This is a genomic window from uncultured Allofournierella sp., from assembly GCA_944382705.1.
Lineage (GTDB): Bacteria > Bacillota > Clostridia > Oscillospirales > Ruminococcaceae > Allofournierella.
This window is the reverse complement of sequence record CALWNE010000052.1, coordinates 1-11,929: the sequence shown is the minus strand read 5'-3', so window position 1 is coordinate 11,929 and position 11,929 is coordinate 1. Positions and strand designations below refer to the sequence as shown.

The window sequence follows — 11,929 nt, the reverse complement described above, 5'->3', positions numbered from 1 at the left end:
GGGGTATTGCCTCTTTTTGGGGCCTTTGCGACTCCTCTGCCAGGCTGCCCTGTCAGCAATCTGGCTGAGACTCCAGCCGGCCCAACAATGCCTGGGCATCGTCAATGACCTGCTGGTCATCCCCTGCCCGCTCCAAAGCCAGCCGGGCCAGCCGAAGGGCTTCCTCCGAATCTTGCGGCACTCCCTGGCCCTTCTCATGGAGCAGTGCCAGAGCCAGAGCGCAATCACCGCCCTGGGTGCACTCCTCCACGCCCTTAGTGTAGTAGCGGGCTGCGGTTTTCAAATCCTGCTTTTCCTCTTGGTATAAATGACCAAGATTATACCAGGCCATGTCGTTGCCGCACCGGCCCGCCAGCTGGTACAGTTCCTCGGCTTTTTGCAGGTTCTTCTCCACGCCCCGGCCATACCGGTAGCACTCGGCCAGATTGTTCACTCCATCGCTCCAGCACTGGCGGCCAGGCAGATTTTGTTCCAGCAGGGCGGTGTACCAGTGCACGGCACGGCGGCTGTCCTGCTGGCCGGTAAGGCCCTCATCCCAAAACCAGGCGGCATGAAACTGGGCCTCCGGGTGGCCTGCTTCGGCCCCCTGTTCAAACCAGCGCAGTGCTTCGTCCAGGTCTTTTTCTACCCCTTCGCCGTCCCGATAGCATTGGCCCAGGCAGTCCATGGCTTTGCCCAGCCCCTGGTTGGCACACTGTCGGTACAGGTCAATGGCATGGGCCAGATCCTGCTCCACGCCCCAGCCTTCCTGATAGCAAACGCCCAGGTCGCACAGCGAGCTAGTATAGCCGCCATTGGCCGCACGGCGAAACCACTTGATGGCCTGCTCCTTGCGGTCCGGCCCGTCTGCGCCGGGCTGGGCCATCCGGTAACACCAGGCCAGGTTGTGCATGGCCCGCAGCTGGCCCTTTTTGGCTGCTTTTTCGTACAGCTCCACCGCCTTGCGGGAATCCCGCTCCACGCCGGTGCCGGTATCGTAGCACCAGCCCAGGCTGCACTCTGCGTCTGCATCTCCTTGTTCGGCTGCACGGGCGTAGTATTCCGCCGCCTTGGCCTCGTCCTTTTCCACGCCCAGGCCCATCTCATAAAAATAGCCCACATTGTAGATGGCCGCCACATGGTTCTGGGCTGCCGCCTTCAGGTATTGGTGGAGGGCGGTATCAAAATTCTGTTCCACACCCCGGCCACGCTCATAGCATACCCCCAGGCTGAACTGGGCCGCTGCGTAGCCCAAAAAGGCCGCATCGTTAAAACAGGCCGCCGCCTTGGCTGCATTCTGCTCCACCCCTCGGCCCTCCTGGTACATACAGCCCAAAAGGTACTGGGCTCTGGCAAAGTTCTGCTGGGCTGCGGGGCGCAGCAGGGCAACTCCCTGCTCCTCATCCTTGGCCACACCCTTGCCGGTAATATACAACACAGCCAGATTGCACTGGGCGGGGGCAAACTCCTGCTGGGCTCCCTGCTCGTACAGCCAGAGGGCCTGCTCCATATCCTTTTCGGTTCCCTGCCCAAACTCACAGCACCAGCCCAGGGTACACAGGCACCACGGGTCACCCAGTGCCGCCGCCTGGCGCAGCACCGGCACCGCTGCGGCATAATCCACCGGTTCGGCAGCAAACAGCTCCCGCGCACGCTGTGCCAACCGTTCCCGTTCCTTTGCATCCAAAATCATGCCGCTCTCTCCTTTTGCTGCCCGCCGCCCCATGGCTCATGGCCTAAAGGGGCCGGGCGGTTTGTTTTTATTCCTATTCTACACTTTTTTAACAAAAAAGAAAACAACCAGCCTTTCTTTGCTTCAAATTGCACCCGGCTGCACTTTTCGGCAAACCAAAAGCACTGGGCCCCTTTGGGGCCCAGTGCTTTTGGTTTTAAAACAAATCCGACGGGAGCAATATATCCTGCCGGGGCACCTTTTCCCAATCAAAAAGCTCCAGCAGCTGGTCCAGCTCCATGGGCTGGGGCCGTTGCAGCAAACCTGCCAGCCAGCCCAGCCGCCCCAAAATCTCCTGAGGCGTGTACCGCTGCTGAAGCTGCTCTAGGCTTACATCTCCATCCCGTTTGGAAAGCCGCCGCCCGTCCGGTGCAAGCAGCAAAGGCAGATGATAAAACCGGGGCGGGGTTAAGCCCAGCAGCTCATACAGATACAGCTGCCGGGGGGTGCTGTCCAGCAAATCCGCTCCCCGCACCACTTGGGTCACGCCCATTAAGGCATCATCCACCACCACCGCCAGCTGGTAGGCAAACACGCCATCCGCCCGCCGCAGAATAAAATCTCCGCACTCCCCGGCAAGATTTTGTTCTACCCGGCCCAGATGCCCGTCCACAAAGGCAATCTGCCGGTCCGGCACCTCCAGCCGCATGGCAGCATTCCGGCCACTGGCCCGCTGCTGCCGTTCCTGGGCTGTTAACTGGCGGCAGGTGCCGCCATAAATGGGCGTTCCGTCCGACCGATGGGGCGCACTGGCCCCATGGAGCTGAGCCCGGCTGCAAAAGCAGGGATACACCAGCCCCTGCTGAACCAGCCGGTCAAAGTATTCCTGATAAATCTGGCTGCGCTGGCTCTGGCAATAGCCGGATTGTTCCATGCCGCCCTCGTCCCAGGTAAGGCCCAGCCAGGCCAGATCCTGCTCCAGCTGGCGGGCAAAGGCATCCGGGCAGCGGGCCTTGTCCAAATCCTCAATCCGCAGCACCACGCTGCCCCCCGCTTTGCGGGCACTGAGCCAGGCCAGCAAGCTGCACAGCAGGTTGCCCAGGTGCATCCGGCCAGAGGGGCTGGGGGCAAAGCGGCCCTTTTCCCTTCCGGTCATGCCAGCTCCAGCTGATAGCCGCCGTCGGCGGTGCAGCAGATTTCTGCCCGGTACCAGGCTTCACAGGTGCGCACCAGAGCACTCACATCCGCAGCCGCTGCCATCTCCACACTGGAGTGCATGGCCAGCTGGGGCAGCCCGATGTCTGCCATGGGCACGCCCACCTGGGCAGCCAGCAGGTTGCCCTGGGTGTACCCGCCGGGCAGGTCGGCCCGGTTGTAGTACTCCTGCACACCGGCCCCGGCTGCACGACACACCTGATGCACCAGGGCAGCGGTTACAGCGTTGGTGGTGTACTTCTGGCTTGCATTAAATTTCAGCACAATGCCCTTGCCCAGCTCCACCGGGTGGTTTGCATCGCTCATCTCTGCAAAGTTGGGGTGGATGGCATGGCCGTTGTCCGCACTCAGCAGCAGGCTGTGGGCCAGGCTGATGGCCTGATGCTCCCGGCTTTCGCCCAGTGCCTGGGCGGCGCGGGCCAGTACATCCGGCAAAAAGCTGCCGCAGGCACCCTGCCGGGTACCGCTGCCCACTTCCTCGTTGTCAAACAGGCACAGCACCCGGCCGCCGGTGCTTTCCGGAGCCTGCAAAAATCCGGTCAGGCAAGCCCAGGCACAGGCCAGGTCATCCAGCCGGGGGCAGAGCACAAAGGCATCCTCTGCGCCCACCAGCTGGCCTTCCTCGCTGCAATACAGGTACAAATCCCGGCCCAGAATCTCCTCCGGCTGGCAGCCTGCTGCCTTGGCCAGCTCCACTTCCAGCTGCTGGCCGCTGCCCGCAGGGCCATACACTGCCTGCATATCCTTTTTCAGGTCGTAGGTGTGGCCATCGTTTACGGTGCGGTCCAGATGGATGGCCAGGTGGGGAATGGTGGCCACCTTGCCGCCCAAATCCACCAGACAGCTCTCCACGCCCTTTTGGGTGGCAACCGTTACCCGGCCTGCCACACCCAGGGGCCGGTCCATCCAGGCAGAGCGAATCATGCCGCCGTAGCCCTCGGTATCCAGCATGGTAAAGCCAGCCTTCTGGCTGGTGCCCTTCACCTTAAAGCCGGGGCTGTCGGTGTGGGCGGCGGTCATCCGCCAGCCTGCACCGGCCTGCTTGGGCATTACAAAGGCAATCAGGCTGGACTGGTTGCGGGTTACAAAATAGCGTCCGCCGGGCTTCAGCTGCCATGCCTGATGCTCCTGCAGCTGCTCAAAGCCCTGTGCCTCAAGCCGCTGGGCCGTCTGCTCCACTGCATGGAAGGCAGTGGGGCTTTGGGCGATGTAGGCAAACAAATCCTCGCAATGGGTCTTCATAAATCTTTTTTCCTTTCTGCAAATGGTTAATTCCGGGTTATTTCATCACAATCAGTTCGTATTCTCTGGTGCCCAGGCCAATCTCCTCGCCGTGCTCCACACAGCTTTTCCAGTTGGTAATAGGGGCAGAATCGGTGAAATGGTCGCCGCAGCTGCAATAGCCGGGGCGGCCCAGCTGCTCGTCCAGCTGGCTGCCGGGCATGGGGGGCATATTGTTGCAGGCATCGGCACAGGCCTGGTCCAGTGCCACCGCATCAAAGCTTGCAAACATCCCCACATCGGGAATAATGGGCATATCATTTTCTGCATGGCAGTCGCAGTTGGGCGAAACATCCATCACCATGTTAATGTGGAAGTTGGGCCGTCCCTGTACCACAGCCTTGGCGTATTCTGCCATACGGCAGTTCAGGTCGTTTGCCGCTGCACCAAAATCACCACAGATGGCATCAAAGTTGCAGTGGGCCAGGCAGCGGCCGCAGCCAGCGCAGAGGTTCTGGTCAATCTCCGCCTTGCCCTGGGCATCAAAAGAAATGGCATCCTGCCCGCAAATTTTTGCACAGGCGTGGCAGCTGCGGCAATGGGTTTTTTCGATGTGCGGCTTGCCTGCGGCGTGCTGCTCCAGCTTGCCGGCCCGGCTGCCGCTGCCCATGCCCAGGTTTTTAATGGCGCCGCCAAATCCTGCCGACTCGTGCCCTTTAAAGTGGTTCAGGCTGATGACAATATCCGCATCCATAATGGCACGGCCAATTTTGGCGGTCTTAACATACTGGCCGCCCTCCACCGGAACCTCCACCTCATCGGTGCCCTTCAGTCCATCGGCAATAATCACCTGGCAGCCGGTGGAATAGGGGGTAAATCCATTTTCCATGGCTGCATCCATGTGTTCCAGTGCGTGCTTGCGGCGGCCCACATACAGGGTGTTGCAGTCGGTCAAAAAGGGCCGTCCACCCAGCTCCTTTACCACATCGGCCACCGCCTTGGCATAGTTGGGTCGCAGGTAAGCCAGGTTGCCCGGCTCGCCAAAGTGGATTTTAATGGCCACAAATTTTTTGTCCATATCAATGGTGTCAATGCCAGCCTTGTACATCAGCTGTTTCAGCTTATCCAGCAGGTTGCGGCCGGGCTTTGCCCGCAGGTCGGTAAAATACACTTTAGAGCGTTCCATACTTGCAATTCCTTTCTTTATTCTCGCAGAACAGGGCTGCGATTGATTTCCTTAAAAAAAACCACCTGCCGCCAGGCAGGTGGTTTTTTGTCACACCAAAAACGAAGCGGCCAGTACCACCAGACCCAAGGCGATGCGATACCAGCCAAACACCTTGAAATCGTGCTTCTTTACAAAGTTCATTAAAAACTGGATGGAAACCATGCTCACCACAAAGGCAACCAGGCAGCCCAGCCCCAAAATCATTAGCTCATAGCTGCCCATAGCCATGCCTGCGGCCAGATACTTCACCAGTTTCAGCAGGCTTGCACCCAGCATAACCGGGATTGCCAAAAAGAAGGTGAATTCCGCAGCCACCGGGCGGCTGGCACCCAGCAGCAGGCCACCCACAATGGTAGCGCCGCTGCGGGAGGTACCGGGAATCATGGCCAGTACCTGCCAAAAGCCAATGATTAGTGCATCCTTGTATGTAAGCTGCTGCAAGTTTGTAATACGGGGCTTTGCACGGCGATTTTCAATTAAAATAAAAAACACACCGTACAAAATCAGCATAGCGGCAACCACCACATGGTTATACAGGTGGGCCTCCAGCCAATCGTCCAGAAGCAGGCCCAGCACCATGGCCGGCAGGGTTGCCACTGCAATTTTAAACCACATCAGCCAGGTGTCGGTTTTGAGGTAATGCTTTTTTGCATCGGCGCAAAAAGGCCACAGCTTGGGGAAGTACAGCACCACCACCGCCAGAATGGCACCCAGCTGAATAACCACCCGGAACAGTTCCAGAAAGCTCTCGTCAAAGGGCATATTCAGGTATTTTTCCGCCAAAATCAAATGGCCGGTGCTGCTTACCGGCAGCCACTCGGTAATGCCTTCGATGATACCGTACAAAACAGTTTTTAAAAAATCCATTCCTTCGCCTCTCTCTCCTCCGGCAGCCCATCTCTCGGTGGGTGTTTGCTGCGGAGTTGTATTTGATTGGGATTTACGCTTTACCAGTATAGCACATCCACCGTAAAAACAGAACCCTGTGGGTTTTGTTTTTGCAGATTCTTCCAGGGAGGCATGGCCCCTTCCCCAGCGGGATTTTTCCCTTTTCTTTCCCCCTAAAATACAGTATAATCTGGTTAAACAAACCATTTACCAAGCAAACAGAAAGAATAATGAGGTGTTGTTTTGAATATCTTGGTCATAGGCTGCGGCCGTGTAGGCGCAAACATTGTGCGCCTGCTGGAGGAAATGGGGCATGAGGTCTCTACGCTGGACTCCAATCCCGAAGCCTTTCAGCGCCTGCAAAGCATGGACAACTATCAGTTTTCCGGCCTTGCAATTACCGGTATCCCCATCGACATTGATGCACTGCGTCAGGCTGGCATTGAAACCTGCGACGCCGTGGCAGTGGCCACCAACGACGACAGCGTCAACATCATGGTAGCGCAGATTGCCCGGGACCTGTTCCAGGTTCCCCGGGTTATCGCCCGCTGCACCGATCCCACCCTTAAAAATTTGTATTCCAACGAATTTGGGCTGCGCACCGTGTGCGCCACCAATCTGACGGTGCAAAGTATGCTTCTGAGCCTTTTGGACGATCAGGACTCCTGCACCGTCACCATCGGCAGCACCACTGCCGCCTTCGTTACCGTTCCGGTAAGCCCCCGGGATGTGGGCCGCCCCCTCAACAAGGTGATGCTGCCCCAGGGCAGCCTCTTATATGGGGTGCTGCGTTCCAGCGGCGTGGTGGAGCTGGCCACAGCTCCCATGCCCGTTTTGCGGGAAGGTGATCAGGTCATCTATTCTCGCATTTCCGACTAAGCAAGGGGGATTCTGCAATGAAAATCATGATCGTAGGCGGTGGCAAGGTAGGCTACTACATGGCCAAAACCCTGATGGACCACAATCATCAGCCCATGATTGTGGAAAAAGACCTAAAGCTCTGCACCCAGATTGCCAATGATCTGGACATTCCTGTTACCCACGGCGACGGCTCCACGGTGGAGTATCTGGAAGCCGCCGGCTGCTCTCAGTGTGATGCACTGGTGGCTGTAACCGGCCGGGATGAAGTAAACCTCATCACCTGCCAGATTGCCAAAAAGATGTTCCATGTGGGCAAAACCGTTGCCCGTGTCAACAACCCCAAAAACACCGAGGTGCTGCGCCGCCTGGGGGTGGACATTGCTGTTTCCAGCACGGCCAACCTGGCCCGCATTCTGGAGCGGGAGGTGGAAACAGCCGCCATCCAGCAGGTGCTTAATCTGGCAGGGGGCACTGCCACTGTGTTCGAGCTGCAAATCCCCGAAGGATTTAAGTACCACGGCAACACTCTGGCAGAAATCCCCATCTCCGAGCTGGCCGTTATCATTGCCATTACCCGTGAGGGCGAACTGATTATCCCCCGCGGTAATACCCAAATCCTGGTTGGGGATAAGATTCTGTGCGTTGCACGGGATACGGCCATCCACGAGCTGGCCAGAGACTGGGGCCTGGCTTATCTGTGATTTGTCCTGCTGGCCCCGCATTCCATTACGAAGGGAGCCAGTATTATGATTTCGTTTAAACCCAGTACTGCCGGGCTGTTCATCACCCTATTCTGGCTTGCGCTGCCTGGTCTGGTGGCAGCCCCCTTTGTATTTTGGCAAACCCTGTGGGGCGGCATCCTGTTTCTTGCAATCTGGGGGGTAATCCTCCTTGGTCCGGTACAGCTGCATCTGGCCAGCCTGCGGGGCAGCTGCACCCTGGTGGAGCTGCGGCTGGAGCGAGGCATCCTATTTACCACCCGCCGCCGTATTCCCACCCGGTTCATTACCGGTGTGCTGCGGCTGCAAAGCCCCCTCAGCCGCTGGGCAGGCTGCTGCATCCTGCTGCTGTACACCAGCGGCAGTGTAATTGTTCTGCCCGGCCTGCCGCAAAAAACAGCCCAGCAGCTGGCCACTTTGCTGGAAGGGGGCCGTCTATGAGCCCATTTTTAGCACAAGGGAAATTCCATATTGTATATACACTAAAATATATACGATACGGCTTATTTTTAAGTCTGGTTCCCCTGGCAAACGCCCTCTTTTCCTGGGATTGGGAGGCATTTTCGCTGGCCTTGCAGCAGGACATCTTGATTCTGATAATTATGGCGCTGGCATCGGTGCTCATGTGGCAGCGGGCGGGATTCCAGGTAAGCAAAGCGGGGCTTACCCTGCGTTCGGGCCTATTTGTAAGCAGGCAGCTTACCCTGCGTTCGGGGGAGATTGCCGCATTAACGCTGGAGCGACCGCTGATTCTGCGGCTGCTGGGCTGCACTCGGGTACAGCTGTACGGCACCACCACGGCCCATTTCAAAAAATTGCAATGCTACCTGCCTCGCCGGCAGGCAGATGCCTTGGCAGAATGTCTGCTTCCCTCCCAGTCGGATGCTACCTTTTATGCTCCCTCCGGGGTAGAACGCATCCGGTTTACCATGCTCAGTGTCAACCTCATTACCACCGCCGCCCTGGTGTACTTCAGCGCCCAGCAAACCCAAAAAATTCTAGGCAAAAATCTGGGGCAGGAGCTAAGTCAGCTGGCTATGAGCAATCTGGCCCGCATCGAACGGCTGGCCGAACTGGTGCTCCCTGCCGGCATGGCCTGGCTGTTTACTTTGTTGTTTACCCTTGGTGGGGTAGCCCTGTTTTGGTCCTTGCTGTCCACCACCAACTTCCGGGTTGGCCGCAATGGCGGGGTAATCCATGCCAAGGGCGGCTTTATCAACCACAGCGACCAGCGTATTCTGGCTTCCGCCGTATCCTACTGCGATATCCGCACCACTCCCTTTGCCCGCCTGCTTCGATGTTACCCGGTTTATCTTACGGCGGGCAGCTATACCAGTCCACTCCCCCTTATTATGTATAAAAAGGGGTACGAAAATCTGCTGGAGGCACTGATGCCGGGATTCAAACCACCGCCTTCCAAGGTGGTAAGGCTGGCTTCGGATCGCAGTCTGCCCTTGTTCATCTGGAAAGGGGGCGTCTGCTTTTTGCTCTGCGCCGCTCTTGCAGGGGTATCCATGTGGAAGCTGCCCGACTGGACCCCGATTTTCTGCGTTCCCTGCCTGCTTAGCCTTGGGCTGATGGCCGTGGCGGTAGAGGGGTGGCTGCGGGAGGGCATTTTTCAGCACAAAAATGGCCCCTTGTCCCTTTGCTTTACCCGGCTGTTTACCCGGCACGACCTTTGCCTTTTTACCCAGGATATATGCCTTACCGTACGCCAATCTCCCTTTGCTCAAACGGTGGCCCGGTGCAATCTGGTCATTGGGTTGCCCTCCCGCCGCCGCATTCGGGTGCGGGCTATCAAGTGTTACCAAGCGGATTGCATTCGACTTTCCAGCTGATGATTCGGCAGGTTTCTTTCCCTGCTTGCATCGGAACATCGTTCTAGCCGTTGTAGATTCAAACATCTCGCTGCCGAAGGCAGCGAGATGTTTTTTTGTGATTTTTTATCCTTCCGTGCCATCTTTTTTGGGTGATTCTCACCCCTGCACACACAAGGCAGACTGCTGCAAAACCTTATACAGCATAACCTAAACGCTGTATGCCATTGCCTGTTGCTCTGTATACAAAAAGAGAGCACCCCCTTTTTGTTGGGAACGCTCCCTGTGAGTCCTAAAAAATGCTAAACTCCTGGCAGATATTTTTCCAAATGTGCAGTTCGCTTTGTTTTACCTGCTCTCCTTGCGCCTTTGCCTTCATGCCTTGCACTCGTGCTTTGCTGGGCATTCCCTTGCGCCCATGGCCCTTTGTGCCGCCCTCCAGGTTCTGTTGTTCTCATTCACTCAAGGCACACGCAATGTCATCATTCTTTTTTGAAATCTGCAAGCCAGGGTGTGGAAGCGAACATTCACTGCATAAAAAATTGTACCACACCTTCTTTTTTGTTTTGCATCAATGGGGTTATCCCCGCTGCACAACACGATGCTGCACAGAGCTTAGAACAACCCTGGCAATCCTGCCCGAAAGGGCAGAAAAGCATTTGCTTTTGCCTGGCTTGCTGCCAAGCTGCCAAACCCATCTGACCATTTATAAGTTTACCCCCACAACAGCGGCCAGCTGCTCCACATCTCTGGCTAGATGCACTGCCCCTGCCTTGCTCAATTCCTCCTGGGACCGAAATCCCCAAAGCACGCCGCAGCTGTCAATCCCTGCATTGCGGGCGGTGTATATGTCCACATCACTATCTCCCACAAACAGTGTTGTGTCAGGTTCTGCCTGCATTCGATTCATAAGCTGCAACACACCGGCGGGATCCGGTTTGGTGGGCAGCGAGGGAGTGGCGCCCTGCACCCATTTCACTTCACCCGGGAAATAGTACTCCACGATTGCCTGCGCCAGGGTATGCTCTTTGTTTGTTACCACTCCATAGGAGATGCCCTCCCGCTGCAGCGCCTTCAAAAGCAATGTAATTCCAGAGTAAGGGCCAGTGGTATCCTGTTTATGCAAGCTGTAATAGGCCTGAAACTCTGCCACCACCTGGGCTTGTGTTTGGGTATCCCTCTGGCCCTGTGGGCTAAAGCGGCGGCACAGCATGGGAATTCCATTGCCCACAAAATACCGATAGGCTTCCAAAGGATGCTCTGGCCACCCATGCAGACGGCACACATAATTAGAGGCTTTGGCTAGGTCCTGCAAGCTATCCAGTAGTGTTCCATCCAAATCAAACAATACCGTTTTGTACATAACCATTCTCCTATTCTGATTTTTACTGCATAAAACGGACACTCCAGCCAGGCTAGTGGATGGGAATCTACCTTTTGGCTTATCTGCTTTTAAAACAGACTAAATCGACCAGTCTGGCTGTACCTAAAACTTTGTGTCCCATAGGCTTTTACTCCATTTCGGTTTGGTTCAGCAGCACCTGCCCTAATGTCTGCTCTTTTTTCAAAATTTTGTTTTCATCCAATTTCCAGCGCTCTTTTTCCGGCTCCGTTTTTCGCCTTTTCTTTGCTTTTTGTGTTTCTTCCGTCAATAAACAGCCTGCGTCACCTTTTTGTCGTTCTTTAGTTACAGTTCAATTTCTTTTAGCGTCTTTGTTTTTTCAGTTTTTTGAGAGTGAATAAAACAAAAGTGCACCCTTCCAAAAGGAAAGGTGCACTTTTATTGTTATGGTGACCCGTGGGAGAATCGAACTCCCGTTTGCGGCGTGAGAGGCCGCCGTCTTGACCGCTTGACCAACGGGCCATCTATATAAAAAAGCCGAATCCCAAAAGCAGGAATGCCCATCAGCATTCGGCTTTATTCGCATTTGCAAGCCGGCGTCTACCTATCTTTCCAGGCCGTCTCCAGCCAAGTATTTTCGGCACAACAGAGCTTAACTTCTGTGTTCGGAATGGGAACAGGTGGGACCTCTGCGTCATCGGCACCGGCCATATGTTCAGCATACTGGCCTTACATATTCTCTTTACTTCGAGGGATGCACCCTCAAAACTGAATAATAAACTGCGGACAAATTAGAAGTACCATAAAGACTTGTGGTCAAGCCCTCGACCTATTAGTACACGCTAGCTCAACGCGTCACCGCGCTTACACTTTGTGCCTATCAACCTTGTAGTCTTCAAGGGGTCTTACCTGATTAACTCAGTGGGATATCTTATCTTTGGGCCGGCTTCACGCTTAGATGCTTTCAGCGTTTATCCGATCCGCACA

11 protein-coding genes, 1 tRNA gene and 2 rRNA genes are annotated in these 11,929 nt (G+C 56.0%); 4 read left to right on the top strand and 10 right to left on the bottom strand.

Going from position 1 to position 11,929, the window contains the following annotated elements:
• Positions 1-52 precede the first annotated feature (52 nt).
• From ACH2EM_RS07765 to ACH2EM_RS07745, 5 genes are all read right to left on the bottom strand, one after another.
• Positions 53-1,672: a tetratricopeptide repeat protein gene (locus ACH2EM_RS07765; protein ID WP_395151578.1), complete on the bottom strand. Its 1,620-nt coding sequence runs from the start codon at positions 1,670-1,672 to the stop codon at positions 53-55.
• Positions 1,673-1,868: 196 nt separating this feature from the next.
• A complete protein-coding gene (gluQRS, locus tag ACH2EM_RS07760) occupies positions 1,869-2,807 on the bottom strand; it encodes a tRNA glutamyl-Q(34) synthetase GluQRS (protein WP_395151576.1) in 939 nt (312 codons plus the stop codon).
• Positions 2,804-4,108 (bottom strand): M18 family aminopeptidase, encoded by a 1,305-nt coding sequence (locus tag ACH2EM_RS07755; protein ID WP_395151574.1) that lies wholly within the window; start codon positions 4,106-4,108, stop codon positions 2,804-2,806. The genes gluQRS and ACH2EM_RS07755 overlap by 4 nt, the downstream gene beginning before the upstream one ends.
• Before the next feature lie 37 nt (positions 4,109-4,145).
• Positions 4,146-5,273 carry a DUF362 domain-containing protein gene (locus ACH2EM_RS07750; protein ID WP_395151572.1) on the bottom strand — a complete coding sequence of 376 codons (1,128 nt, stop codon included), beginning with the start codon at positions 5,271-5,273 and terminating at the stop codon, positions 4,146-4,148.
• Between the two features lie 90 nt (positions 5,274-5,363).
• Positions 5,364-6,182, bottom strand: coding sequence for an undecaprenyl-diphosphate phosphatase (locus tag ACH2EM_RS07745; RefSeq protein WP_395151570.1), 819 nt, complete (start codon positions 6,180-6,182; stop codon positions 5,364-5,366).
• Positions 6,183-6,446: 264 nt separating this feature from the next.
• On the opposite strand from ACH2EM_RS07745, the gene ACH2EM_RS07740 reads away from it, so the two are divergent.
• The 4 genes from ACH2EM_RS07740 to ACH2EM_RS07725 all read left to right on the top strand — a co-directional run bounded on the left by ACH2EM_RS07740 (position 6,447) and on the right by ACH2EM_RS07725 (position 9,621).
• Positions 6,447-7,082 carry a potassium channel family protein gene (locus ACH2EM_RS07740; protein WP_395151568.1) on the top strand — a complete coding sequence of 212 codons (636 nt, stop codon included), beginning with the start codon at positions 6,447-6,449 and terminating at the stop codon, positions 7,080-7,082.
• Between the two features lie 17 nt (positions 7,083-7,099).
• Entirely contained in the window at positions 7,100-7,765 is a 666-nt protein-coding gene (locus tag ACH2EM_RS07735; protein WP_395151566.1) for a potassium channel family protein, read from the top strand.
• A 45-nt stretch (positions 7,766-7,810) separates the two neighbouring features.
• Positions 7,811-8,224 carry a PH domain-containing protein gene (locus ACH2EM_RS07730; RefSeq protein WP_395151564.1) on the top strand — a complete coding sequence of 138 codons (414 nt, stop codon included), beginning with the start codon at positions 7,811-7,813 and terminating at the stop codon, positions 8,222-8,224.
• Positions 8,225-8,370: 146 nt separating this feature from the next.
• A complete protein-coding gene (locus ACH2EM_RS07725) occupies positions 8,371-9,621 on the top strand; it encodes a PH domain-containing protein (protein WP_395151562.1) in 1,251 nt (416 codons plus the stop codon).
• A 685-nt stretch (positions 9,622-10,306) separates the two neighbouring features.
• Here the strand turns inward: ACH2EM_RS07725 and ACH2EM_RS07720 are convergent.
• The 5 genes from ACH2EM_RS07720 to ACH2EM_RS07700 form a co-directional block, all read right to left on the bottom strand.
• A complete protein-coding gene (locus tag ACH2EM_RS07720) occupies positions 10,307-10,963 on the bottom strand; it encodes an HAD family hydrolase (RefSeq protein WP_395151560.1) in 657 nt (218 codons plus the stop codon).
• Positions 10,964-11,111: 148 nt separating this feature from the next.
• Positions 11,112-11,252 carry a hypothetical protein gene (locus ACH2EM_RS07715; RefSeq protein ID WP_395151558.1) on the bottom strand — a complete coding sequence of 47 codons (141 nt, stop codon included), beginning with the start codon at positions 11,250-11,252 and terminating at the stop codon, positions 11,112-11,114.
• 137 nt (positions 11,253-11,389) lie between these two features.
• Positions 11,390-11,464 (bottom strand) — tRNA-Glu (locus ACH2EM_RS07710).
• Between the two features lie 69 nt (positions 11,465-11,533).
• Positions 11,534-11,650, bottom strand: a 5S ribosomal RNA gene (gene rrf, locus ACH2EM_RS07705).
• A gap of 104 nt (positions 11,651-11,754) precedes the next feature.
• Positions 11,755-11,929, bottom strand: a 23S ribosomal RNA gene (locus tag ACH2EM_RS07700); the annotation flags it as partial.